At 45.7% G+C, this 25,836-nt stretch carries 26 protein-coding genes; 15 read left to right on the forward strand and 11 right to left on the reverse strand.

Going from position 1 to position 25,836, the window contains the following annotated elements:
• Positions 1–79 precede the first annotated feature (79 nt).
• The 5 genes from KF839_RS03395 (at position 80) to KF839_RS03415 (ending at position 5,468) form a co-directional block, all read left to right on the forward strand.
• Positions 80–328, forward strand: coding sequence for a hypothetical protein (locus tag KF839_RS03395; protein ID WP_292916422.1), 249 nt, complete (start codon positions 80–82; stop codon positions 326–328).
• A gap of 351 nt (positions 329–679) precedes the next feature.
• A complete protein-coding gene (locus KF839_RS03400; RefSeq protein ID WP_292916423.1) occupies positions 680–1,489 on the forward strand; it encodes a methane monooxygenase/ammonia monooxygenase subunit C in 810 nt (269 codons plus the stop codon).
• 167 nt (positions 1,490–1,656) lie between these two features.
• Complete coding sequence (locus KF839_RS03405) at positions 1,657–2,481, forward strand: methane monooxygenase/ammonia monooxygenase subunit A (protein ID WP_292916424.1); 825 nt, start codon at positions 1,657–1,659, stop codon at positions 2,479–2,481.
• Complete coding sequence (locus KF839_RS03410; RefSeq protein ID WP_292916425.1) at positions 2,481–3,743, forward strand: methane monooxygenase/ammonia monooxygenase subunit B; 1,263 nt, start codon at positions 2,481–2,483, stop codon at positions 3,741–3,743. The genes KF839_RS03405 and KF839_RS03410 overlap by 1 nt, the downstream gene beginning before the upstream one ends.
• 201 nt (positions 3,744–3,944) lie before the next feature.
• Positions 3,945–5,468 (forward strand): APC family permease, encoded by a 1,524-nt coding sequence (locus KF839_RS03415; protein ID WP_416362343.1) that lies wholly within the window; start codon positions 3,945–3,947, stop codon positions 5,466–5,468.
• Between the two features lie 82 nt (positions 5,469–5,550).
• Here the strand turns inward: KF839_RS03415 and KF839_RS03420 are convergent, their stop codons facing one another.
• Positions 5,551–5,910 carry a rhodanese-like domain-containing protein gene (locus tag KF839_RS03420; RefSeq protein ID WP_292916426.1) on the reverse strand — a complete coding sequence of 120 codons (360 nt, stop codon included), beginning with the start codon at positions 5,908–5,910 and terminating at the stop codon, positions 5,551–5,553.
• A 700-nt stretch (positions 5,911–6,610) separates the two neighbouring features.
• Here KF839_RS03420 and KF839_RS03425 point away from each other — a divergent pair.
• A complete protein-coding gene (locus tag KF839_RS03425; RefSeq protein ID WP_292916427.1) occupies positions 6,611–9,220 on the forward strand; it encodes a bifunctional diguanylate cyclase/phosphodiesterase in 2,610 nt (869 codons plus the stop codon).
• A gap of 287 nt (positions 9,221–9,507) precedes the next feature.
• On the opposite strand, the gene KF839_RS03430 is transcribed toward KF839_RS03425, so the two are convergent.
• Complete coding sequence (locus KF839_RS03430) at positions 9,508–9,702, reverse strand: hypothetical protein (protein ID WP_292916428.1); 195 nt, start codon at positions 9,700–9,702, stop codon at positions 9,508–9,510.
• A gap of 305 nt (positions 9,703–10,007) precedes the next feature.
• Between KF839_RS03430 and KF839_RS03435 the strand changes: the two genes are divergently transcribed.
• Together KF839_RS03435 and KF839_RS03440 are read left to right on the forward strand one after the other, a co-directional pair.
• Positions 10,008–11,098 (forward strand): IS3 family transposase gene (locus KF839_RS03435; protein WP_292916429.1). Its coding sequence is split into 2 segments (ribosomal slippage): positions 10,008–10,269 and positions 10,269–11,098, totalling 1,092 coding nucleotides; the frame shifts between segments, so codons are not numbered across the junction.
• 184 nt (positions 11,099–11,282) lie between these two features.
• On the forward strand, positions 11,283–11,909 hold the full coding sequence (locus KF839_RS03440; RefSeq protein ID WP_292916430.1) for a hypothetical protein: 627 nt from the start codon (positions 11,283–11,285) through the stop codon (positions 11,907–11,909).
• Positions 11,910–11,973: 64 nt separating this feature from the next.
• Here KF839_RS03440 and KF839_RS03445 read toward each other — a convergent pair whose 3' ends face one another.
• Together KF839_RS03445 and KF839_RS03450 are read right to left on the reverse strand one after the other, a co-directional pair.
• Positions 11,974–13,500 carry a YifB family Mg chelatase-like AAA ATPase gene (locus tag KF839_RS03445; RefSeq protein ID WP_292916431.1) on the reverse strand — a complete coding sequence of 509 codons (1,527 nt, stop codon included), beginning with the start codon at positions 13,498–13,500 and terminating at the stop codon, positions 11,974–11,976.
• Positions 13,501–13,609: 109 nt separating this feature from the next.
• A complete protein-coding gene (locus tag KF839_RS03450; protein ID WP_292916432.1) occupies positions 13,610–13,876 on the reverse strand; it encodes an accessory factor UbiK family protein in 267 nt (88 codons plus the stop codon).
• Positions 13,877–14,100: 224 nt separating this feature from the next.
• Here KF839_RS03450 and KF839_RS03455 point away from each other — a divergent pair, with 224 nt between their 5' ends.
• From KF839_RS03455 to KF839_RS03470, 4 genes are read left to right on the forward strand one after another with little or no spacing between them, the layout of a single operon-like run.
• Positions 14,101–15,105, forward strand: coding sequence for an aminoglycoside phosphotransferase family protein (locus tag KF839_RS03455; RefSeq protein WP_292916433.1), 1,005 nt, complete (start codon positions 14,101–14,103; stop codon positions 15,103–15,105).
• 19 nt (positions 15,106–15,124) lie between these two features.
• Complete coding sequence (gene murU / locus KF839_RS03460) at positions 15,125–15,817, forward strand: N-acetylmuramate alpha-1-phosphate uridylyltransferase MurU (protein ID WP_292916508.1); 693 nt, start codon at positions 15,125–15,127, stop codon at positions 15,815–15,817.
• 28 nt (positions 15,818–15,845) lie between these two features.
• The gene (gene pepP / locus KF839_RS03465; protein WP_292916434.1) at positions 15,846–17,153 is read left to right on the forward strand and encodes a Xaa-Pro aminopeptidase; all 1,308 of its coding nucleotides are present in this window, start codon (positions 15,846–15,848) and stop codon (positions 17,151–17,153) included.
• Positions 17,150–17,521, forward strand: coding sequence for a hypothetical protein (locus KF839_RS03470; protein WP_292916435.1), 372 nt, complete (start codon positions 17,150–17,152; stop codon positions 17,519–17,521). The genes pepP and KF839_RS03470 overlap by 4 nt, the downstream gene beginning before the upstream one ends.
• Before the next feature lie 16 nt (positions 17,522–17,537).
• Here the strand turns inward: KF839_RS03470 and lgt are convergent, their stop codons facing one another.
• Positions 17,538–18,368 (reverse strand): prolipoprotein diacylglyceryl transferase, encoded by an 831-nt coding sequence (lgt, locus tag KF839_RS03475; RefSeq protein ID WP_292916436.1) that lies wholly within the window; start codon positions 18,366–18,368, stop codon positions 17,538–17,540.
• Positions 18,369–18,462: 94 nt separating this feature from the next.
• Here lgt and ilvD point away from each other — a divergent pair, with 94 nt between their 5' ends.
• The 3 genes from ilvD to KF839_RS03490 all read left to right on the forward strand — a co-directional run bounded on the left by ilvD (position 18,463) and on the right by KF839_RS03490 (position 21,199).
• The gene (ilvD, locus tag KF839_RS03480) at positions 18,463–20,136 is read left to right on the forward strand and encodes a dihydroxy-acid dehydratase (protein ID WP_292916437.1); all 1,674 of its coding nucleotides are present in this window, start codon (positions 18,463–18,465) and stop codon (positions 20,134–20,136) included.
• Between the two features lie 230 nt (positions 20,137–20,366).
• On the forward strand, positions 20,367–20,678 hold the full coding sequence (locus KF839_RS03485; RefSeq protein ID WP_292916438.1) for a c-type cytochrome: 312 nt from the start codon (positions 20,367–20,369) through the stop codon (positions 20,676–20,678).
• 104 nt (positions 20,679–20,782) lie between these two features.
• Positions 20,783–21,199 (forward strand): OsmC family protein, encoded by a 417-nt coding sequence (locus KF839_RS03490; RefSeq protein WP_292916439.1) that lies wholly within the window; start codon positions 20,783–20,785, stop codon positions 21,197–21,199.
• 109 nt (positions 21,200–21,308) lie between these two features.
• On the opposite strand, the gene KF839_RS03495 is transcribed toward KF839_RS03490, so the two are convergent.
• The 6 genes from KF839_RS03495 to KF839_RS03520 form a co-directional block, all read right to left on the reverse strand.
• Positions 21,309–21,671, reverse strand: coding sequence for a hypothetical protein (locus KF839_RS03495; protein ID WP_292916440.1), 363 nt, complete (start codon positions 21,669–21,671; stop codon positions 21,309–21,311).
• Between the two features lie 186 nt (positions 21,672–21,857).
• Positions 21,858–22,805 (reverse strand): lipoyl synthase, encoded by a 948-nt coding sequence (gene lipA / locus KF839_RS03500; protein WP_292916441.1) that lies wholly within the window; start codon positions 22,803–22,805, stop codon positions 21,858–21,860.
• Entirely contained in the window at positions 22,802–23,410 is a 609-nt protein-coding gene (gene lipB / locus KF839_RS03505) for a lipoyl(octanoyl) transferase LipB (RefSeq protein WP_416362345.1), read from the reverse strand. Before lipB ends, lipA begins: the two co-directional genes overlap by 4 nt.
• Positions 23,411–23,472: 62 nt before the next feature.
• On the reverse strand, positions 23,473–23,739 hold the full coding sequence (locus KF839_RS03510) for an HP0495 family protein (RefSeq protein WP_292916443.1): 267 nt from the start codon (positions 23,737–23,739) through the stop codon (positions 23,473–23,475).
• Between the two features lie 31 nt (positions 23,740–23,770).
• Positions 23,771–24,628, reverse strand: a complete 858-nt coding sequence (locus tag KF839_RS03515; RefSeq protein WP_292916444.1) for a D-amino acid aminotransferase — start codon at positions 24,626–24,628, stop codon at positions 23,771–23,773.
• A gap of 36 nt (positions 24,629–24,664) precedes the next feature.
• A complete protein-coding gene (locus KF839_RS03520; RefSeq protein ID WP_292916445.1) occupies positions 24,665–25,789 on the reverse strand; it encodes a D-alanyl-D-alanine carboxypeptidase family protein in 1,125 nt (374 codons plus the stop codon).
• Positions 25,790–25,836 lie beyond the last annotated feature (47 nt).

Consider the following 25,836-nt stretch of genomic DNA (forward strand, 5'->3'; position numbering starts at 1 on the left):
TTCAAATTATATTTAGTGACTTAACAGTGAAGCATACTTTTTTAAATTAGATCTTAAATTTTGCTTTTAGGTATGAAAGATGATTGATAAGAATAATACGATAACCTCCAATAATGAGAAACCGGCTGTTTCTATTGGTTTTAATATGATAATCATTATTGCTACTTTAATTTTCCCTGTAATAGGTATAGCTATGGGCTTTACCTATTACAGAAAGAATCATCCCGATGAAAAGAGAGCCGGAAAAAGATGGTTGATTCTAGGAATCATAATGTTATTGTTAAATATCTTGTTCATTAATTTGGTCGCGCCACAAAAGAATATTTAACAATTTTTTGCTATGTGAAAAACTACTACAGTCTCTCATGTTAAATTGATTAATGATTTTTCCAAGGAAGGGTTGTATATCGAGATTTTTTACAGGCTATGGTATTAATTATTGTCGCTAAAGGGAAAAGGGGCTATATTTGCAATAAGTCCATTTTTTGGGGAAGGTGATTTTATGACAAATGACTTGACTTTGGACCCCAAGGTCGACTAGCCTGAGAGGCGTAGCGAAATTAGGGACGGAAGAGATTCTAATGTAGCTGCCGAAATTATAAGCAGTACTAATTAATTAGTATTAGAAGTAGTAGAAGAAAAGAGAAGTAGTTTTGATTAACAGATAGGAGGTATAGAGATGGCAACAACGTATGGCACAACGAGTGGCGCGTCGAGCGCGAGCTATGACATGTCGCTGTGGTACGATTCCAAGTACTACAAACTGGGCATGGCGACCATGCTTCTGGTAGCGATATTTTGGATTTGGTACCAAAGGACCTTTGCGTATTCGCACGGGATGGACTCAATGGAACCGGAATTTGACAAAGTGTGGATGGGACTGTGGCGAGTGCACATGACCCTGATGCCGTTGTTTGCGTTGGTAACCTGGGGTTGGATATTGAAGACCCGTGACACCAAAGAACAATTGGACAACCTGGACACCAAACTGGAAATGAAACGTTATTTCTACTGGATGATGTGGCTGGGTGTGTATTTGTTTGGTGTTTACTGGGGCGGCAGCTTCTTCACCGAGCAAGATGCAAGCTGGCACCAAGTGATTATTCGTGACACGAGCTTCACGCCAAGTCACGTAGTGGTGTTTTACGGCTCATTCCCGATGTACATTGTATGCGGCGTTGCTTCATACCTGTACGCGATGACCCGTCTGCCACTGTACAGCCGCGGCACATCGTTCCCGTTGGTAATGGCGATTGCTGGCCCATTGATGATTCTGCCGAACGTAGGTTTGAACGAATGGGGTCATGCATTCTGGTTCATGGAAGAGCTGTTTAGCGCGCCATTGCACTGGGGATTTGTGATTCTGGGCTGGGCAGGTTTATTCTCGGGCGGTATTGCAGCGCAAATCATCACCCGTTACTCTAACCTGACCGACGTAACCTGGAATGGTTCAAGCAGAGAGATTCTGAACAATCGCATTGTTCCTTAATTTCTGAGCGGGATAGCCATGCCTGTATAGGATACGGGCATGGTAGAAGAAGTTAAGGCACTAAAAGTTATGGAAACGTACTGAAGGTTGACGATAAAAGAGGAAGTAAAGGGATCGTCGAAGGTTTTCATATTTAATATCACACGAAATGAAGAAGGGAGGGTCTAGTGAGTAGAACAGACGAAATTTTAGCAGCGGCAAAGATGCCGCCGGAAGCGATCAGGATGTCCAGATATATCGACGCGATATATTTTCCGATTCTGTGTATTTTGTTGGTAGGTACATTCCACATGCACTTCATGCTGTTGGCAGGTGACTGGGACTTCTGGCTTGATTGGAAAGACCGTCAATGGTGGCCGGTAGTAACACCGATTGTAGGTGTTATGTATTGTGCGGCACTGCAATACTATTTGTGGGTAAACTATCGTTTATCGTACGGTGCGACACTGTGTATCGTATGTTTATTGGTAGGCGAATGGCTGACCCGTTACTGGGGTTTCTACTGGTGGTCACACTACCCGTTGAACTTCGTACTGCCATCAACGATGATACCTGGCGCATTGATGCTGGATACCGTTCTGTTATTGACAGGTAACTGGCTGATCACGGCACTGGTGGGTGGTGGATTCTGGGGATTATTCTTCTATCCTGGCAACTGGCCGATTTTTGGACCGACCCACTTACCGCTGGTAGTAGAAGGCGTACTGTTATCAGTAGCTGACTACACAGGCTTCTTATATGTACGTACCGGAACACCGGAATATGTACGCCTGATTGAACAAGGCTCACTGCGTACCTTTGGTGGTCACACGACGGTAATTGCGGCATTCTTCTCAGCGTTTGTATCGATGTTGATGTACTGCGTATGGTGGTACTTTGGCAAGATCTACTGCACCGCTTTCTTCTATGTTAAAGGAGAAAGAGGACGTATTTCTATGAAGAATGACGTAACAGCGTTTGGTGAAAAAGGCTTTGCACAGGGGATTAGATAATGAATATAAGAAGCATATTTAAGCTGGGCGTATTGGGCCTGTATGGAGCGGCGATTGGAGCGGCCTCACTGGCGCTGACGCTGACGATAGATGTTAAGACAGCGGCGGCACATGGTGAACGTTCGCAAGAACCGTTTCTTCGTATGCGTACGATTCAATGGTACGATCTGAAATGGCAACCGAAAGTCACCAAAGTGAACGACATTGCGACGATCACCGGTAAATTTCACTTGGCGGAAGATTGGCCACGTGCGGTAGGTAAACCGGAACGCGCATTCTTCAACATTGGTAGTCCGAGCCCGGTGTTTGTACGTTTGAGCACCAAGCTGAACGGTGAACCGACGTTTATTTCTGGACCGTTGCAAATTGGTCGCGACTATGAATTTGAAGTCAGACTGAAAGCGAGGATTCCAGGACGCCATCATATGCACGCGATGGTAAACGTAAAAGAAGCGGGCCCGATTGCAGGACCGGCATCTTGGATGAACATTTCAGGCAACTGGGATGACTTCACCAATCCGGTAACCACTCTGACAGGCAAAACCATTGATCTGGAGACATTCAACTTCAGCAATGGCGTGTTCTGGCACTTGGTATGGTTAGGCTTAGGCTGTTTCTGGATTGGCTACTATGTAGCACGTCCGATGTTCCTGCCACGTAGCCGGGTACTGTTAGCATACGGTGACGAACTGCTGTTGGATCCAATGGATCGTAAAGTAGGTATGGCAGTCGCGATTCTGACCTGTGCGCTGGTATGGGGCGGTTATCGTTATACCGAGAGCGTTCATCCATACACAGTTCCGATCCAAGCGGGTGAATCGAAGGTAGAACCGATGCCAATCGCACCGAATCCGGTAGCGATCAAGGTAACGCATGCTAACTACGACGTACCTGGACGCGCACTGCGTGTGACGATGGAAATCACCAACAATGGTGACTCGACCGTTAACATTGGAGAGTTCACGACAGCGGGTGTTCGTTTTGTAAACGACTTGGGACGTAAATATCTGGATCCTGACTATCCACGCGAACTGGTAGCGACCGGTTTGACGATGGATGATGACAGAGGGATTGAACCAGGAGAAACCCGTGAAGTTAAAATGGAAGCCAAAGACGCGTTGTGGGAAGTACAACGTTTGATGGCGCTGTTGGGTGACCCGGAAAGCCGCTTTGGTGGTTTGTTAATGACATGGGATGACGAAGGCAATCGTTATATTAACAGTATTGCTGGCGCAGTAATTCCAGTCTTTACCAAGCTATAAGATAGAGCGAGTCTAAACACCGGTACACCACTGTCGCAAGACAGCCGGTGTACCGGTTTTTTTATAGAGAATCTGAAAACTTTTGTCTATTGGCATTTATGAATTAGCTGTAATTAATGCTGAGCTTGTCTTAATTTCTCGAGATTACCTATTTAAGTACAATCAAAAATCTCTTCATTAAAAATAGAAAAAATCGTAATAATGCACGAAGATACAAAGATGCATGGCTTGAAGGCCAAAGGATTAAAGAAGGGATCTGTTTCAACCGTCGCAACAGTAACTATAGGTTTAGCTGCCACTGCTCCTGCTTATTCATTAACAGGAGCGCTTGGACATGGTGCTTCCGAAAGTGGGTATCAACTGCCGATTATTTTCATTTTATCTGTCATTCCAATGTTTTTTGTAGCACTATCCTATAAGAACCTAACATCTTCTGCGCCTGATTCGGGAACGGTCTTTACTTGGGGGTCAAAAGCAATTGGCCCGAAATTTGGTTGGGTTGGTGGGTGGGCGCTGCTGTTAGCAAGTATATTGGCGGGGGTGGCCGCAACTCAGATTATTGTTAATGCAGTAGCGATCTTAGTGAATGCCCGAGAAGTTTCGTTATTGCTTCATTTCGGTGTGGCAATATTATTTATTGTAAGCACAACATATTTAACCGCGCTTGGTGCTGAAGAGTCGTCACGTACTACAATGGTTTTGACGATTACTCAGTATGGTGGATTGATAATGCTTGCGGCAGTATTATTTTTGCAAGTTGCGCAAGGAAATGCGGTTAGTACTGCTGAATCTCTTTCATTAGAATGGTTTAATCCATTTGCCATTTCTTCTTTTGATGCGTTTTTAAATGGATTCTTGGTTGCATTATTTATTTTTTGGGGATTCGATGCATCGCTTGCGATGTCCGAAGAAACCGAAGGTAGTGCTGAACAAGCCGGCCAAAGTGGTGTCATCGCAATGATTATTACTGTAATAACTTATGTAACTTTTTCTACGGCTGCATTGGCATATGCAGGTATTGATGCGAATGATCATTCTAGTTTGACTTTCAAAGAAAATATTGACTCCAGTATTACTGTGTTAACTTCCCAAATTGTCGGTTCCAATGGCGCGTTACTTGCTGCACTAATAATCGCTATCTCAGCATTCTCATCCACAATGTCAACAATCATGCCGGCAGCAAGGGCAGCATTGGCAATGGCAACCTATCGGGCAATTCCGCGTAAATTTTCTTCGGTCAATGAAGTGACAAATACCCCAAAATTCGCAACTTGGACAATTGGATTGATGACATTGCTTATTTATATTATCCTTACTTCAATCAGTGAATCGGTTGTCAAAGACACAATTCATAGTGTTAGTATCGCCGTATGTACTTATTACATTGTTGCAGCACTATCATGCATTTTGTATTTTCATCGAACCGCGTTCAATCACTGGAGAACTGCTTTGTCCCAGGTGATTTTTCCATCAGCCGCGGTTATTGTATTGATTTTCGTAGTGATATTACAAGCTTGGAATATGATTGATCCGAGCTATGGCTCCAGTGGATCAATTGCAGGAGTAGGTGCTGTTTTTTTTATTGGTGTTGTTACACTTCTATGTGGTATTCCTTTAATGATAATTTGGAGCATTTGTGAGCCAAGATTTTTCCGCGGAGAAACATTACCATTGGAAAGAGCGCATATGGTGCTCGATAGTGAGGATAAGAATAATCTGCGGTAATTACGGATCGCTAAGCTGCTATGGCGATTGAACCATTTCTAACACGTGTGAGAAGTAAAGAAGCCTTAAAATTGATCAATTACTAAATTGCTTTATCTTTCTCAAGCGGGAAGCCCGCATCACGCCATGCTTTAATGCCACCTCTCATGGATTCAACATTTTGATAGCCCATTTGCTGTAAGGCATCTGCCGCTAGAACAGAACGATACCCGCCGCCGCAATATAGTACAATCTCAGCTTGTTTGTCGGGGATTACCGCTTCAATATCCCGTTCAAGAATTCCTTTGCTGAGATGACTGGCTCCAGAGGCGTGATCTATCCAATATTCGTGGTCTTCGCGAACATCTATAAAATGAAATTTTTCTCCACGAGCGATACGAGCGTGCACATCTTCAGACGTGCATTCTTTTATTCGCTTTCTTGCTTGTTCTACTAGCTTCAAAAATCCTGAGCTGTGATGCATTATTTTGTCATGAAAACTTAAGCAGTTGATAAATTTATGGTATCTGGCATAAAGAGTATCAAATAATTACAATAAATGCGAATCTTTACGTAACAAGGATCGGATCAGGGGGCTGTATTTAATATTTAACAGTTTGTATTGGTAACGAAGGGCCTTATTCTGATTTCCTATAGATCCAAATTATTTGGATGCCATCTGACTTTGTGAAAAATTAACCTGAAACAGGGATTATCTTTCCAATTCTTAAAATAAATAGACGCAACATTCATACCAATCAATAGAACTGATAAATAAGGGAATATGAAGGTAAATCTACCGGTTTTAAACACAGAATATTATATCGGTAATGATATACTGATTTTACTAATTACAATCCAAAGTTTAAAGTTATATATAAAAAACAATATATTATCTAATATGGTAAGCTTTTAGGATAAATTAATAGAAGAAGTGCACAATATTGTGTGATGTCTTAATAAGCTATCGGGAGTATTTACTAATTTATGAAACCTCTCCAAATTAGTAAGCCATAGGTCAGTTTTTCAAAAAACGACGATAGCATATTTTTAACCAATCTAGTTTATGTATATCTAGCTTCAGTAAGCTTCCATCCAAACAATATTAACAATAATTATAATGGTTATGATCTTTCTAAGAAAAACTTCAAATTAATTTTGCCTTGAGAAAACTTCTGATAAATGAATGGATGAGTATTGGCTTTATGCTGTTGCTAGCACTCATATATGCTTTATTAGCAAAGATAATAATAGAGAATTTCGCTGTTCATGGGATTTTTTCTCCAATCTGGCCACCAAGTGGATTGGCTGTGGCAGCTCTGCTCGTGGGGGGATATAGACTTTGGCCTGGTATCGCGCTAGGAGTTTTTTTAGCGAACTACTTAGCAGGTAAATCTATAGAATCAAATCTGGTCTTTGTTATTGGTAATACTCTTGAGCCTCTTATCGCTATTGGGTTTCTTAAATACAAGAATATCGATTATCAAAGTATCATTGATCTTAAAAATCCTAGCGATTATTTCTGGCTTGCCTTATCGGCTATCTTGTCAGTCTCAATCGGCACTATGATATGTATCATCGGGCTGTCATTCATTAACGAATTAAGCCCTCGAGTATTAACTTTTAGCTTGCTGCTCTGGTGGATAGCGAACTTACTCGGAATCGCCATATTTACTCCCTTTTTCTTAATTTGGAAGAAATTTCCTGAAGGATGGTTTGAAGGTTATCGTGTGATTGAAACCATTGCTTTTATCGGTTTAACCATTCTGACGGGACAAATTGTATTTCTCGAGTGGTTTCATCATGAATTGGGTGTTATTGCCCGAAGCTACTGGGTAGTGGTTTTTGTAACATGGGGAGCCATCCGGTTTGGTCGCCATGGGATTACATTGGTTATTGCCATTACATTTATACAAGCCATGATAGGGGCTGCGCAGGGAATCGGTTTCTTTGGGAGAGATTTGCAAGACTCTGGATTACTAAACATGCAGCTTTCCTTTCTCGTTGTATCAGTGCTTGGCTTACTATTGACACTGACAATTTATGAATTAAGAAAATCTCAAACTGAAATGAAATTGGCTTCACTTGTCTATCACAAAAGCAGTGAAGCAATGATAGTGACCGATGCGAATAAATGTATTATCAGCGTTAATCCGGCTTTTACAGAAGTAACTGGCTATCAAGCGATTGAGGTTATTGGGAAAACTCCAAAAATTCTGAGTGCGGGTATTCATAATAAAGAGTTTTACCAAACCATGTGGCAATCGATCAATGTGACTGGTAAGTGGCAGGGTGAGATACAAAATCGTCGAAAGAATGGTGAATTATTTACGGAAATATTGAGTATCAATACTCTCTATAACTCGGACGGCACTATCCAGGGGTGGGTCGGGTTATTTAGCGATATTTCCGATAGGAAGAAAAAAGAGGAATTAATTTGGAGGCAAGCTAACTACGATCAATTGACAGGATTGCCCAATCGCCGAATGGTTTATGAGCGATTAAATGAAGAAATAAAGAAATGTCAGCTTGAGAAAAAGCAACTCGCATTAATTCTTATCAACCTTGATCGCTTTCGAGAGATAAACGATACCCTCGGCCATCAATATGGTGATCAGTTGCTTAAAGAAGTTTCTAGAAGATTGACAGCGTTTTCACATGAAAAAGGTATGCTTGGACGGCTGGGCAGCGATGAATTTGCTTTCATACTTAGTGGTCTGAATGAAACTAGTCCAGTAGGTTATAGCGTTAATTCAATTTTAGAGCAATTGGCGATCCCTTATCACTTGGAGAATGAAATTACCTATCTGACAGCCAGCATAGGGATTGCACTTTCTCCAGTGGATGCGGGTGATGTAACCACTTTACTTAAGTGTGCCAATCATGCGATGCAAACAGCTAAACGTGAAGGAAGAAATTGCTTTTGTCACTTTACGCACAGCATGCAGGAAATTGCCAATGCACGGTTGCGGCTCGCAAATGATTTGCGATATGCCGTGAAGAACGAAGAATTAATAGTTCATTATCAACCAATCGTAGATTTATCGACAGGCAATATTCGAAAAGCAGAAGCCCTTGCACGTTGGCAGCATCCGAAAAAGGGGATTATTAGTCCTGATAAATTTATACCTATTGCCGAAGAAACAGGTCTGATCGTAGAGATTGGGGATTGGGTATTTCGGCAAGCGGCTGCTCAAGTACAGCATTGTCGTGCAAATTACAATTTGAGCTTCCAGATTAGTGTTAATAAATCTCCTTTTCAGTTTAAAGTTGACTCCAATAAATATCGCCCTTGGTTTGAACATCTTAAGAAACTTGGCTTACCGGGCGAGAGTATAGTCATTGAAATTACTGAGAACTCTATGATGGAAGCAAATAATAATATATATAACTATTTGTTGATGCTTCGTGATAATGGCATGCAAGTTGCGCTTGATGATTTTGGAACGGGATATTCATCTCTAGCGTATCTCAAAAAATTTGATATTGATTACATCAAAATAGACAAATCTTTTGTGCAGAACCTTAGCTCTGATTCGGATGACTTAACATTATGTGAAGCAATGATTGTAATGGCTCATAAGCTTAATTTAAAAGTTATTGCAGAAGGGATAGAAACATGGAATCAATTACAGTTATTAAAAGACATAGGGTGTGATTTTGGACAAGGTTATTTATTTTCAAAACCAATTCCTGCCACTGAGCTTAATAAATTATTTGAGGAAAAAATCACTTTCCTTTCTAAAGAGAAAAATTATTCTGGTAATTTGTAACCGGAATATCGTTTACATTGCACGATCTATGACGTATCTTCTTATGTATTGCCTGAACAGCTTTATACGCTTAAACGATTGGTAAAGTACAAAATATCGAATGATGTAACGGCTGGTTGTATCGTCAGGATGTAGAATATTTAAGAAAACCAGGAAGGGGATGTATCTGCGCGATTACTGCAGCATCTTCGTGTAAACAAAATACGAGTTGAAAAAGGACTTGTCTATTAACCTTTCAATAAAAAGGCCAACACTAAATTAGTGTTGGCCTTAGAATTTACTGTAACTTAGCCTAAAGCTCTGCGTGGAAAATATCTTTTATCTTTATAAGTGCTGCTAATTGCAGCAACTACTAGATAGCCTGCAAAAAATAATATTCCTACGTGCATTTCTTCAAACACAACCAAGCCGATTGAAGCTAGAACACTTAGTAAAACAAAACTGAATAAAATTGCTGAATTGCTAACATGTTTCTTACTCATTTTTATACTCCAGAAAAAATTATTAATAAAAACATCTGAACTAATTGGAATTCAAACTTGATGAGAAGTTTACACTATATTCACAAATATTTCACATTTTATTCACAAATAATTTATACATTAATCGTCAATTGACTCTTTTATACAACAATCTTAAGAGGAATTAATGTTTTTTTAGGAGTAATAGTCAAATCTGGTGTATGCGTAAACTCCCCCTTTAAGTCGACAAAGGTGGTAATCCCCCCAGAAAATAACAGGAGTCAAAAGTAGAATTTTCTAGTACTTTATGGAGAGGAGATTCTGCGATGAAGCAATCGAAATTCAGTGACAGCCAGATCATGGCGATACTCAAACAGGCAGAGGCAGGGGTGCCGGTACCTGAGCTGTGTCGTGAACATGGCATGAGCAATGCGACATTTTACAAATGGCGCAGTAAATATGGTGGTATGGATGCATCGATGATAGCCCGGCTCAAAGAGCTAGAAGAGGAGAATCGGCGGTTGAAAAAGATGTATGCCGAAGAGCGGCTAAAATCCGAGCTACGCAAGGAGGCGCTCGAAAAAAAGTGGTAGCGCCCAGGCAGCGGCGCGTCATGGCTAAACAGCTTGTTAAGCAGGGAAAAGCCAGTATCCGTCTGGCGTGCGATACCTATGGTATCAGCGAGACGTGTTACCGTTATCAAACCAGGCTCGATGCTGATAACCGTATCATTGCCGATTGGCTGCTGCGGTTGACACACAACCAGCGGAACTGGGGGTTTGGTTTATGCTTTCTGTATCTGCGTAATGTGCAGGATTATTCCTGGAACCACAAACGTGTTTATCGTATTTACCGGGAGTTGGAACTGAACATGCGGATCAAGCCGAAAAAGCGGCTCAAACGTGACAAACCGGAAGTGCTGGCGGTACCGTTAGCAATCAATGAAACCTGGTCAATGGACTTTATGCATGACCAACTGGAAGATGGCCGCAGCTTTCGGTTACTCAATATACTGGACGACTGCAATCGTGAAGGATTGGGAATAGAGGTGGATTTCTCCTTACCTGCAGGGCGCGTCATACGCACGCTGGATCGCCTGATTGAATGGCGCGGCAAGCCAAAGCGGATTCGCTGTGACAACGGTCCTGAGTACATCAGCGGTTTACTCTCTGCCTGGGCGGCAAAGAACGGCATACAGCTGGAATTCATACAGCCCGGCAAACCTCAGCAAAACGCCTATATTGAACGTTACAACAGAACCGTACGTTATGACTGGTTAAACCAGCACTGCTTTGAATCAATCGCCGAAGTTCAGGACTATGCAACAAAATGGCTATGGACCTATAATCATGAACGGCCTAACACGGCCATTGGAGGAATAACACCAAAACAAAAGCTCGCTCAGTTAGCGCATTAACCTCTACTTTTAACTTCGGTTAATAATGGGGGGATTACCTCCCAATATTACGAGTTTGTTTTTTTCTATGAAATACTTATCTCAAAACGTCAACAGACCCTAGATAAACCTATTCAAGTTTTTTGTTAGTCGGCCCTTCGATCAAATAAAAAAATCGATTCATAAAAAAATGGAGAAACATTATATGACTCAAAAAATACTCAAGATGCTCTTCTCGTGCATAGCGATAGCTACATTTCTTTCAGCGTGTACAACAACACAGAAAATAACACAATCGGCCAGATCTGCAACTGAGCAATTGTTAATAACCGAATCTGTATTACGTAGCTTACCGAAAGATCGTGATCTTTCTTTTCCAATGCCACGTGCATCAAAAGTCAAATTGGACGTAACCGGTGTTAGTGCAGATAAAGATATTGTTAAAGGCATTGTAGCAGGGTGGTTAGGTATGCATGGCTATATGCCGGTAGAGGAAGGTGCAAGCTATCGTATTAATATTATAGTCAATTCCTTAGGAACCGAGCTTGCAACCACATTTTTTGGAATTCCGCCGATTTCGTCCACCTTTTTTCCACTTTCATTGCCTGAGTTAGCAATCTATAAATCAGAAAGTCAATTAGGTTATTCGAAGTTCCATTTTGATATTTTTGAAACGGCTTCTGGACAATTCTTGGCATCTTCTTCACCGTTTCTAGCCGGGGCTTTTTACAACAAATACACTCTGTTCTTTATGTTTACGTTTGATAAATCAAATTTAGCTTCGCCGCCTGAGATCAAGACAATTACACAAGAACTTGCGAAAGAGCTGTAGTCTGGAATTTAATGAGAAAAAAACTTCTTGAATTCGCTGCATTGAACAGTAATTTTCTTTCAACCTAGCCAGATAGATGCGAGTGTTTGTCCAGTCTACGATACTGAATCGCTTCCGCAATATGCTGGTTAGTGATTTTCTCAGCACTCGCTAAGTCCGCGATAGTGCGCGCGACTTTCAGAATACGGTGATACGCACGCGCGGATAAATTCAAGCGGCTGATCGCTTGTTTCAGCAGATTCTCACTGGCGTTATCAAGTGCGCAGAATCGATCAATTTCCTTAACACTCAAGCGGTTGTTTGTCTTGCCTTGCCGATCAAGCTGAAATTGGTGGGCTTTTTCAACCCGCTGGCGGATGGCGCCGCTTTTCTCACCGGTCGCTTGTTGTTTCATCAATTCCTGCTGTGGCACGGCAGGAACTTCGATTTGCATGTCGATGCGGTCGAGTAACGGGCCGGAGATCCGTCCGCGGTAGCGGGCGATTTGGTCGGGGGTGCAGTGGCATTTGCCGGAGGGGTGGCCCAGGTAGCCGCAAGGGCAGGGATTCATCGCAGCGATCAGTTGGAAACGTGCGGGAAATTCGGCTTGACGGGCGGCGCGGGAGATGGTGATTTTGCCGGATTCCAGTGGCTCGCGCAGCACCTCCAGGACTTTGCGATCGAATTCGGCGAGTTCATCCAAAAACAGCACACCGTGCATGGCGAGTGAAATTTCACCAGGTCGCGGGTGGCTGCCGCCGCCGACGAGCGCGACGCCGGATGCGGTATGGTGCGGGGCGCGGAAAGGACGTTTTTTCCAGTTGCTGATATCGAAGCTGCCGAAAGCGAGCGATTGGATCGCGGCGGATTCCAAAGCTTCGGCTTCGGTCATCGGAGGCAGAATGCCGGGAAAGCGCGTTGCCAGCATCGACTTGCCGGTACCCGGCGGACCGATCATCAGCAGGCTGTGGCCGCCGGCGGCGGCAATTTCCAATGCGCGTTTGGCGTGCGCCTGGCCTTTGACTTCGTCCAGATCGGGGTAACAGGCATCATGCAGGTGTGTGTTATTTTCCGCGATATTTTGGTAGACGGGCAGCGGGTTTCGTCCGCTCAGATGGGCGCAGATTTGCAGTAGTGATTGAGCGGCGTAGATCGTGGCGTTATTAACCAGCGCCGCTTCCGCGGCATTTTGCTGCGGTAGCACGAAGCTGCGTCCGGATTGCGACGCGTTATAGGTCATTGCCAGTGCGCCGTGAATCGGGCGCAGTTCTCCGGTTAGCGCCAGTTCTCCAGCCCACTCGTATTGATCGAGTTTGTCACTGGGGATTTGTCCGGTGGCCGCCAGTATTCCAAGCGCAATCGGCAAATCGAAACGGCCGCTTTCCTTGGGCAGATCGGCGGGTGCCAGATTGACGGTAATGCGTTGCGCGGGGATCTTGAATTGCGCATTCTGCAGCGCCGAGCGAACACGGTCTTTGCTTTCTTTTACTTCGGTATCGGGTAGACCGACAATCGTGAAACTCGGCAGCCCATTGGCGATGTGCGTTTCTACTGTTACCAGCGGTGCGTGAATGCCCGATAGCGCCCGGCTATAAAGAACGGCCAGCGACATGGACGTAACAATTAACCCGGACAGGTGGCAAATTGGGAATCATCGAAGCGCAATTCATCGCAGGCTATACTGTTGAACCCTTCGATGAATCTTTGAACAGGGCCCCGGATTAATCGGTGGATTCGAAGTCGGTTGCGGGCGGATTCAACCGTGCTTCGAGTTCGGCTACTTTCGCTTCGAGAATAATTAATTTTTCCCGCGTGCGTTGCAACACTTCTTGTTGGATATCAAATTCATCGCGAGTCACCAAATCCATTTTTGAAAATGCGCCTGATAACAGCATCTTGACGTTTTTTTCGATGTCCTTGGCAGGGCTGTTCTGCATGATTTCGCTGACTTTGGCATTGATTTCGTCGATGACATTTTTATTTAGCATAATGATTCTCCTTATGGATGGATTGACCAGGCGATCAGCAAGTATTGACGACGTGATAAAATTTGCAGTGCCCCGTCTTTATAAGACTTAATTATCCACTGTTATTGAACAAGGTTCCAGTAGTAGGGCGCGATTGTTATTTTTCATACTCGTTGCAATCGCGGAAAAGATGCATGCCCTTCGCTGCGAACCTTTTAATGATGGTTTATCGCCCGGATACATAAATGGAACGTTTACATTTGCTTGAAAGTTGGATCACGGAACAATTTCCAACGAAGTCTTTTACGCTGCAGCCGGCATCCGCAGATGCCAGTTTCCGCCGGTATTTTCGTGTTTTCTTCGGTGATCGGACATTGATCGTGATGGATGCGCCGCCGCAACACGAGAATTGCGAGCCGTTTTTGCGGGTGGCGAAGATTCTTGCAGACAGTGGTGTGCATGTGCCGGCGATCGTGGCGCGGAATCTGGATCTGGGGTTTTTATTGCTATCGGATCTTGGCAATACGACCTTTTTGCAGGCACTGGCTAATCAGTCGGAGAATGCCGATCAATTATACAATGCAGCCACCGATGCATTGGTCAAAATGCAATTGTCGCAGCACGCTGAAAGCTTGCCGCCATACGATGAAGCTTTATTGCAAAAGGAGCTCGATTTATTTCCGGATTGGTATATCGCCAGGCATTTGCAATTAGAATTGACCGATAGTCAGCAAGTGGCATTGAAGGCCGTTTTTGCCAAAATTCTGCAAAACAATCTCGCGCAACCGAGGGTGCTGGTTCATCGCGATTATCATTCCCGCAATCTCATGGTAACAACGCCGAATCCGGGCATCATTGATTTCCAGGATGCAGTATTCGGTCCGATTACGTATGATTTGGCCTCATTGCTGAAAGATGCGTATATCTGCTGGGATGAGGAGCGGCTATTGGATTGGGCGATTCGCTATTGGGAAAAAGCGCGCCGGGCAGGCTTGCCGGTCAGTACCGATTTTGCCGCATTTTATCGGGACTTTGAATGGATGGGCGTGCAGCGCCATCTGAAAGTACTGGGGATTTTTGCCCGCTTGAATTATCGTGATGGAAAAGCCATGTACTTGAATGACATGCCGCTGGTGATGGAATATTTGCGTAAAACCAGCGAGCGCTATATCGAATTGCATCCATTGCTGAATTTGCTGGATGAAATACATCCGGCCGCGCCGGACCGGAAAATTGGCTACACCTTCTGAGCGGGTTTCGTATAAAGCGATGATCCTCGCCGCTGGGCGCGGGGAGCGCATGCGCCCGTTGACCGACGATGTGCCGAAACCGCTATTAAAGGCGGGCGGCAAAGCATTGATCGAGTATCAACTGATCAATCTGGCGCGCGCGGGGTTTGTTGATATCGTCATTAATCATGCTTATCTCGGCGAAAAGATCGAGCAAACCTTGGGATCTGGCGAGCGGTATGGTGTTAATATCCAATATTCAGCGGAAGCGGTAGTTCTGGAAACCGCCGGCGGAATTGCCAACGCATTGCCTTTACTGGCAGGGCAGGCGGATAGCATGCCGTTTTTGGTTGTCAATGCGGATATCTACTGCGAAATCGATTACACCTTGTTAATACCGATTTTGCATGCGATGCGCCATCAACCCGATCAGCGATTAGCGCACTTGGTGCTGATTGATAATCCGGCGCATCATCGCGAAGGTGATTTTGCATTGCGAGGTGGTTGGGTAACGCTGGCAGAGGCGGCGCGATTGACGTTCAGCGGTATCGGCGTTTATCAGCCGCAATTATTCCGGGGTATCGAACCGGGGCAAGCTGTAAAACTGGCGCCGCTGCTGCGGCGTGCTATTGCGGATGGGAACGTCAGCGGGCAGCATTTTCCCGGGCAATGGATCGATGTGGGCACCCCGGAAAGACTGGAATTTCTTGATAAACAACTGAGTATTCAATAATAAGCTCGATTAAATCTGATAAGTGACTATGATGCACATGCAATCGTTTATCGCGCATCGCAAGCTTTTTGCTGAAAAAATGCAAAACGGTGTTGCGATCATTCCTACGGCTCCGGAACGGGTGCGTAATCGTGATGCGCATTATCCGTATCGATTCGATAGCTATTTTTATTATTTGACCGGTTTTCGTGAACCCGAAGCGGTATTGGTGATTGTCGCGGCAACCGGCCAGGCGCCGGCCAGGCATATTTTGTTTTGCCGTGAGAAGAATGTGGAACGGGAAATTTGGGATGGTCATCGGTTCGGGCCGGAAGCGGCCAAAGAGATTTTTGGTTTTGACGAAGCGCATCCGCTTGCCAAGCTCGACGAATTGCTTCCGGGTTTGTTGTCCGATCAGTCCGCGGTTTACACTGCGCTGGGGCAGGATCAGAACTGGGATCAGCGCGTTGTCGGCTGGTTGAACCGCGTGCGTGATTTAGCGCGAACCGGCGTGGTTGCACCACGGGGGATTTATGATTACCGGCCGATACTGGATGAAATGCGATTGATAAAAAGCACCGGCGAGTTGCAAATCATGCAACATGCCGCGGATATTTCAGCGCAAGCTCATCAGCGCGCGATGCAAGCGGCGTGTCCGGGAATGCGGGAGTACGAGGTAGAAGCTGAGTTGCTGCATACCTTTTATCGGCATGGCGCGCGCGCGCCTGCTTATACGTCGATTGTCGCCGGTGGTGCCAATGCGTGTGTTTTGCATTATGTCCAGAACGATGCCGAGCTCAAGTCGGGTGATTTGTTATTGATCGACGCAGGTTGCGAACTCGATGGTTATGCTTCCGACATTACCCGGACATTTCCGGTCAATGGCAAGTTTACTACGGTACAGCGGGATATTTACCAATTGGTTTTGGCGGCTCAAGCGGCTGCGATTGCCGAAGTGAAACCGGGTAACCGCTGGAATGATCCGCATCAAGCGGCGCTGCGAGTGTTGGCGCAAGGGTTTATTGATCTGGGATTGTGCTTGGGTAGCGTCGACGGAGTGCTGGAATCGGAGGACTACAAAAAGTTTTATATGCACCGAACCGGACATTGGCTAGGTATGGACGTGCACGACGTAGGCGAGTATAAACAACAGGGAGAATGGCGCGCGTTGCAGCCGGGCATGGTGCTGACGGTGGAACCCGGCTGTTATATCCGTCCAGCGGATAATGTTTCCGAGGATTTCTGGAATATTGGTATCCGTATCGAGGACGATGTGGTGGTGACGCCGGACGGGCACGAGCTATTGACTGAGGCGGCACCAAAGACCATAGTTGCCATAGAGGAGCTTATGAGATGAAAGACGAAGAGCGAAAGATAATTATCCATCATATTTCCAACTATCAACAGGATGAATCCGGAGAGTATCGCCGGATACCGGTTTCCCCTTTGAATCGATGGGTTACTTATGCCATCATGATTCCGGTAATTGCTTTAATGGCGGTACTTGGTTTTTTCTTTTTTGCCGCATTCCTTGCGTTGCTGGCCGTCGCAGTAGTGGTTGTAGGCATCCGCTTTTGGTGGTGGCGCAGGAAATTTGAAAATGCAAAGCAATTCCATGCCGAAGAAATGAACCGGCAAAGCGATACCGGGCCAACAGAAACTATCGAAGACGCGCAGATCATCGAAGAAACCGAAGTCAAGCGCAGCGGGAAGAAACGATACTGACCGGATTGCTGCAAAGCTACTTGCGCTGACGCTTCGGTGTTTGTTTTTTATGATTTTGCGGGATGACGGTCTGCCGTCCTGACCATAGCAAGACAGCGATGCCTGCAAGAATCATGGGAATCGACAACCACTGCCCCATTGTGACGCCTAAAGTCAGTACACCCATGAAACCATCTTCCGGTTCGCGGAAAAATTCCGCAATTGAGCGAAAAACACCATAACCAATCATAAACATGCCGGTGACGGCACCGGTCGGACGCGGCTTGGACGAATAGATCCAAATAATGATGAATAATAATAATCCTTCCAGCGCGAATTGATAGAGCTGCGAGGGATGGCGGGGTAGTTCGTCTACATACGGGAAGACCATGCCCCATGGCGCATCGGTAGTGCGCCCCCACAGCTCGCCATTGATGAAATTACCGATACGGCCTGCCGCTAATCCCGGAGGAATCAGCGGGATTACGAAATCGGTGACTGCGAGCCAGGATAAATTATATTTGCGGGCAAGCATCATCATGGCGACGAAGACGCCAAGAAACCCGCCATGGAATGACATGCCACCTTCCCAGATGGCGAATGTCTGTAATGGATGCTCCAAGTAATAACCGAACTGGTAAAACAATACATGCCCCAGACGTCCGCCCAGGACGACACCTAACATGCCGTAAAATAAGGCATCGTCCAGCATTTCATAAGTGAAGGTGACATGCGGATAGTGTTTGATGCGATATCGTCCCAATAAAATGAACAGCGCAAAACCCAGTAAATACATTAATCCATACCAATGAATGGAAAGCGGGCCCAGGGAAATGGCAACCGGATCAATTTGCGGATGAACGAGCATAGTTTCGGCCTTATTTACGGTAAAATATCGCCTATTATAGCAAGCGCAGTTGCATGCGCTTTTCTTATATTTTTCTTCTCATTCAGGAGTAAGCATGCCAGACAATAAACGTAGCCAAACTATCACCCAGGGTGTTCAACATGCCCCCAGCCGTGCGATGTTGCGCGCGGTTGGTTTTGGCGATGACGATTTTAATAAACCGATTGTCGGCGTGGCCAATGGTTATTCAACGATTACACCCTGTAATAAGGGATTGAACGATCTGTCGTTAAAAGCGGAATCGGCACTCAGAAAGGCGGGCGCCATGCCGCAGATGTTCGGTACCATCACGGTATCGGATGGCATTTCGATGGGTACCGAAGGCATGAAGTATTCGCTGGTTTCGCGCGAAGTGATCGCGGATTCGATTGAAACCTGTGTGCAAGGCGGAAGTATGGATGGTGTGATCGCCATCGGCGGTTGCGACAAAAATATGCCGGGTGCGATGATTGCGATTGCTCGCATGAATGTGCCGGCGATTTTTGTTTATGGCGGCACGATCAAGCCAGGGCACTACAAAAACCAGGATCTGACGGTGGTCAGTGTATTTGAAGCGGTAGGGCAGCACAGCGCGCACAAAATAGACGACGAGGAATTGCTGCAGATCGAGCGGCACGCTTGTCCGGGCGCCGGTTCGTGCGGCGGTATGTATACCGCCAATACCATGTCATCCGCGTTTGAAGCGATGGGCATGAGCTTGCCGTATTCTTCCACGATGTCCGCGGAAGACGGCGAGAAGCTGATCAGCGCGGGGCAATCCGCCGAAGCGCTGGTGCACGCGATCAAAAAGCAAATCCTGCCGCGCGACATCATCACGCGTCAATCGATTGAGAATGCCATTGCGGTAATCATGGCGGTGGGCGGTTCGACCAATGCGATTTTGCATTTTCTGGCGATTGCGCATGCTGCGGAAATCGAATGGAACATAGACGATTTTGAACGGATACGCGCCAAAGTGCCGGTATTGTGCGACCTGAAACCATCCGGACGTTACGTGGCCGCCGATTTGCATCAGGCAGGCGGTATTCCGCAAGTGATGAAGATGTTGTTGAATCATGGATTGCTTCACGGTGATTGCATCACCATCAGCGGCCAAACGATCGCGGAAGTTTTGAAAGACATCCCCGATACACCGCGCGCTGGTCAGCAGGTGATTCGCCAATGGGACAATCCGATGTATGCACAAGGTCATCTGGCTATTCTGAAAGGAAATTTATCGACGGAAGGTTGTGTCGCGAAAATTTCCGGCATCAAGAATCCGAAAATAACCGGCCCAGCGCGTGTTTTTGAATCCGAAGAGACCTGCATGGCAGCCATTTTGGCACGTAAAATTCAACCGGGTGATGTCGTGGTGATTCGCTATGAAGGCCCGAAAGGTGGTCCCGGCATGCGTGAAATGCTGTCGCCGACCGCCGCGCTGATCGGTGAGGGGCTGGGTGATTCCGTGGGCTTGATCACCGACGGGCGTTTTTCAGGCGGAACGTATGGCATGGTGGTAGGGCATGTCGCACCTGAGGCGTTTGTGGGAGGCACAATTGCACTAGTGCAGGAGGGTGACACTATAACGATCGATGCCGAACAACGCTTGTTGCAATTAAATGTACCGGATGATGTTTTGGCGCAACGTCGCGCTGCTTGGCAACCGCCGCAACCTCGCTATACGCGCGGGGTGCTGTCCAAGTATGCGAAACTCGTTTCGAGTGCCAGCGCAGGCGCTATAACCGGCTAACTCTACAGTGGATTAAGTTTATATTGCGTATTTGGAACTAAATTATTTTCGATAAAGTCTTAGGAACGCAGTATCATCGGAGTTAGCAGCTTGCTCGGTAAGGTCAGTAAGTGTATCGGTTGTAAACAACAAGTTTTATGTCGATAATTACAAACTTACAGGAATTGCTGCAAGTCTGTAAAGTTCGGGTTAGAATAACAACCCTTTTATAATTTTAACAAGGAAGAGAAATGAGAAAAATTTTAATTGGAACAGTTGCTGCATCTGTCTTCTTATTAGCTGGTGTTGCACAAGCTGATGCTGATCTGGCAAAAAACAATGGTTGTTTGAATTGCCACAATGTGGATACCAAATTGGTCGGCCCTAGCTTGAAAGATATTGCTGGTAAATACGCAGAGCAAGCTGATGCTTCTGCTTATTTGACAGATAAAATCCTTAAAGGAAGCAACGGTGTCTGGGGTCCAATTCCAATGCCGCCAAATGCTAACGTTAGCCCTGAAAACGCTAAAGCATTAGCTGATTTTATTCTGACACTGAAGTAAGCTTTTCAGAATTCAGAAAAGCCGACGCTTAAAACCGTCGGCTTTTTATTTGCACCGCGTTCTTAGTTTATTTCTGTAAATTTCTACAGAATCTTGAGGAAAAGATGAAAACTCAAATTAAATGGAATGGCAACGTTAGCTTTCTTGCCGAATCGGGAAGCGGTCATTCGATACTAATGGATGGCGCACCAGAGGCTGGCGGACAGAATCTTGGGCCGCGCCCGATGGAAATGATGCTGATGGGTTTGGGTGGATGTACGACTTTTGATGTAGTGCTGATCCTGAAAAAGAGCCGGCAAGACATTACTGATTGTGTCGTGGAAATTGAGGCCGAGCGTGCATCGGTTGACCCGAAAGTATTCACCCGTATTCATTTGCATTTCATTATCTCCGGGCACAATTTGAATCCGCAGACAATCGAACGCGCCATTAGCCTATCCTCCGAAAAGTATTGTTCCGCTTCCATCATGTTAAAGCAGACGGTAACAATCACTCATGATTTTGAGATTGTTGATGCTTAGTCTTTTAGTATTGTATTTGTGAGATTTTTACACTGATTCGCTTATGATCAACGAATCAGTGCGTATTCGACCAGGATCAAACAAGACTCAATGATCCAGGCGACTGGAGTTAACGGGTTGTTAACGGATGGCCGTCTTTCTTTTCCGCTTCGACAGCGGTATTGTCAGTTTCGCCGTCACTGGCTAATTTGCTGCCGACATAACTGCCAACAGCACCACCGACCAAGGCCGGCATAGCCGATTGCAGCAGCGAAGGTTTTTGCGCGGAAGCATTCGCGGCAGGTACCGCCGTATTTGCAGCCGGTGCGTGGGCTGGTGCTGATTTGGCAGCAGGAGCGGGCGTTTTGTTGGTTTGTGCTGGCGCCGATTTTGCGCTGAGACCACCTTTGCCAACGCCACCTTTAGCTTTTTTGGCGTATACGTTGGTGGAAAACATGAGCGAGATAATAATCAGTAAAAGTATTTTTTTCATAAATTAACCCTAAAATAATCAATTATTTTTAATTGGAGTGCTTGTTCTGGAATATTAACTTCAGTGGATGCCGAAAGCGAATAAGATCCGAAGCGTTATCATTCTGGAAATATTTTTAAATCCTGTCAATTTAATGCAGTCAGGATGGTGAAAGCCATAGTAAATGCTGGAGCCCTTGTGCCGGCGTTATTTTAATAAACCGGATTCATGCGCTTGTAAATCCGCGTGATAACTGGAACGAACCATCGGACCGCAGGCGGCATGACTGAATCCCATCTCGCTTGCAGCTTGTTCAAGTGTTTTGAATCCCTCCGGAGTGACATAACGCATAACCGGCAGATGGCCGATACTGGGTTGCAGATATTGACCGATCGTCAGCATTTCTACGTGATGCTCGCGCAGATCACGCAGTACCTGCAGAATTTCTTCGTCAGTTTCTCCCAAACCGAGCATTAACCCGGATTTGGTCGGGATGTGCGGAAATAACGCTTTAAAGTCTTTTAGAAGCTTTAGCGAGTGTTTATAATCCGCACCGGGACGGCATTGTTTATACAGCCGTGGTACCGTTTCGAGATTATGATTCAAGACATCGGGTGGATTCACGGTCAGTTTCTCCAACGCGATTTCCAAACGTCCGCGGAAGTCGGGTACCAGAATTTCTATCCGGGTCGATGGAGAATGCGTCCTGATGGCTTGAATGCATTCCGCAAAATGTTGAGCGCCGCCATCCCGCAAATCGTCACGATCGACGCTAGTGATCACCACATATTTCAATCGCATAGCGGCTATCGATTGCGCTAAATGCAGCGGCTCATTGGCATCCGGCGGCTTCGGGCGGCCATGTGCGACATCGCAAAACGGGCAGCGGCGCGTGCATAAATCACCCAGAATCATGAAAGTCGCGGTACCTTTGCCAAAACATTCTCCAATGTTGGGACAAGATGCTTCCTCGCAGACGGTGTGCAGTTTATGCTCACGGAGCAAGCGTTTGACTTCGTAATAATTCTCGCTGTTAGGCGAACGAACGCGAATCCACGAAGGCTTGCGTAATAGCGCATCTCGCGATTGCGGGGTAATTTTGATGGGATTGCGGGCTGTTTTATCAGCGCCTTTTTGACGAGTATCTGCGGTCATGGTGTACGGTCGCTTATTTTCTTGAGAAGGTGTTGTTGTAGATAGTTTGCTAACTTAGAGCCGAGCATTTCCAGTCCGTCGGTAATACCTAAATCTTTGGTTTGCGTTACTTGTAAGCCCTGATAACCACAGGGATTAATGTATGAAAACGGTGTCAGATCCATATCAACGTTGACAGCGATGCCGTGATAGCAATAATTTTTTCTTATCTTTAAGCCTAATGCAGCGATTTTTGCAGTACCGACATATACTCCCGGCGCTTCAATCCGTCCAGCCGCTTTGACTTGATAGTCCTGCAACAGGTCGATTACGGCGTTTTCCATGCTTCTGACCAATTCGCGTACACCGAGTTTCAATCGGCGTAAATCCAGCAGTAAATAGGCAATCAGTTGGCCCGGTCCATGGAATGTGATCTGGCCGCCTCGATCGGTTTGAATGACTGCAATTCCATGATCACGCAATAGGTGTTCCGGTTTTCCGGCAATTCCTTGCGTAAATACCGGCGGATGCTGTAATAACCAGATTTCATCGCATGTTTGCTCGTTTCGATGGGATGTGAAGTCCTTCATGGCTTGCCAGGTGACCCGGTAATCGGATAATCCCATGGTTCTGACGATAAATTGTTGAGGTTTATGCACGAAGGTTGCGGAGTTTGATGGAACAATGATCACAAGACGACCGCGATCAATGGGTGACTTGATAATGCTTGATAAAGCGCATCAAGTTGCGTACGCGAAGTGGCGCGAATAGTACAAGTGATGCTTAGGTAAGTGCCATTTTTGCTGGCTCGAACGGATATGGTTTCAGCATCAAAATCCGGGGCATGGTTGCGAACGATGGCCAATGTCGTTTGAGTAAACTCGGGTTGCGCTTTTCCCATAATTTTTATTGGAAAGTCGCAAGGGTACTCGATTAATGAAGGTTGCTCAGACATTACGAATTGCGAGTCATATTTTGTGAATCACTCAACCGCAAGAATGGCCACGCATGCGCGTGGCTTTATAAGCCTGGTAAAGCGTGTGTAATCGGAAAAAGAACGCGCCGGGTTTTCCATCGCCAACCGGTTGATTATCCAATGTGGTAATCGGCATGATTTCCTTGGTGGAGGATGTTAAAAGAATTTCATCCGCCATACGGACTTCGCTCTCGGAAATTTCCCTTACTTCATGTGGAATATGGTTTGCTGCCGCCAATTCCAAGACGACATCGTAGGTAATTCCCGGCAACATCAGATGGCTTTTGGGCGGTGCTAATAAGACATTATTCTTTACAATGAAAATATTGCTGGCGGCGCCTTCCGTTAAAAAACCATCCCGGATCAGAATAGTTTCAAGCGCATGCACATCGACTGCAAGCTGACGTAATAACACATTGGGTAACAACGAAATCGCTTTAACATCGCAACGCATCCAGCGATTGTCAATGGCGGTGATAGCCGATGCACCACTCGCAAGCAACTCCGCCGGTGGCGGAAGCAGCGGATTGCTCATGATAAAAATGGTCGGTGATACATTCACCGGAAAAGCATGATCCCGTTTTGCCACGCCGCGTGTGATGTGCAAGTAAATATATTGATCTTCACCGCTATTCTTGGCAATGAGCTGTTCCAGTAAATTGCCCCATTCGTCATTGCTTAGCGGATTTTTTAAGCGGATACCATCCAGGCTATGTTGCAGTCGGTCGAGATGTTCTTGGAGTCTGAATGGTTTTCTGGAGTAGGCCGGAATTACTTCATAGATGCCGTCACCGAAAATAAAACCACGATCGAGGACCGGAATATATGCTTCTTCGAGCGGCATGAACTTGCCATTAAGATATATCATGCGAGAGTCTTTATCGATTAGCTATGAGCGATGAAATTAATTAAGCAGCAATTTTACACTATCCCATGCGCGTCCAATGAAATTAGCGGTATCAACATTTTCCAATGAAACCAGGGGATAGGTTTCGACGACCTTGTCGTCGAGCGTAAATTTGACCGTTCCGACTTCCTGTCCCATGCGGATGGGGGCGATTAATGGCTGCTTATACTCCATGGTGGCTTTTAATTTATCGGCCTGCCCTTTGGGCAAGGTGAAGTAAACGTCGCGATCAAATCCGGCTTTCAGTTCATTTTGGGTGCCTTTCCATAAATGGATGGTGGCTAACGAATCGTTCTTTTTGTACAAATGCAAGGTATCGTAAAACTGAAAGCCATAGTTAAGTAAGCGTTGACTCTCGATGCTGCGGGCATTGGCCGAATTGGCGCCTATAATGACCGAGATCAATCGCCGCTTGTCACGTGTGGCGGAGGTGATCAAACAATAACCGGCTGTTTTGGTCCAGCCGGTTTTCATGCCGTCGACATGCGGATCCAGCCATAGTAAACGGTTCCGGTTCGGTTGCGTAATATTGTTATAGGTGTACTCTTTTTGCGAGTAGAGCGGGTAAAATTCCGGAAAATCACGAATGATGGCGGTTGCCAGTAAAGTTAAATCATAAGCGGTTGTGTAATGCTCCGGATCGGGTAGTCCGGTTGAGTTGGTAAAATGCGTATTCTTCATTCCTAGCTGTTGGGCTTCGGTATTCATCAGTTTGATAAAGTTTTCTTCCGACCCGACAACCGCTTCCGCGAGAGCAATACACGCGTCGTTTCCGGATTGTACAATCATGCCGCGTATGAGCTCGTCAACCGTTACAGGCTTATTAGGTTCGATAAACATGCGAGAGCCAATCATGCGCCAAGCGCTCTCCGATACCGGAACAATCTGCTCCAGCGAAATCTGATTCTGCTTTAGAGCCGAGAATACCACGTAAGCCGTCATCAGCTTGGTCAAGGAAGCCGGCTCTATCCGTTCATGTGCATTTTGGCCGGCCAATACCTGTCCTGTCTGAAAATCTGACAGAAGATAGGATCTGGCGGCTATTTTAAGATCTTGCTGTTGCGCGGATACTGATGACGGAATAATGAGGCATACAAGTATCAAAAGGAATAAATGCTTCATAAGAGTCTGAAGTCTACAAAAAGGAACATTATAGCTTGCCATCCGAT

This window comes from Nitrosomonas sp., from assembly GCF_019635155.1.
GTDB lineage: Bacteria > Pseudomonadota > Gammaproteobacteria > Burkholderiales > Nitrosomonadaceae > Nitrosomonas.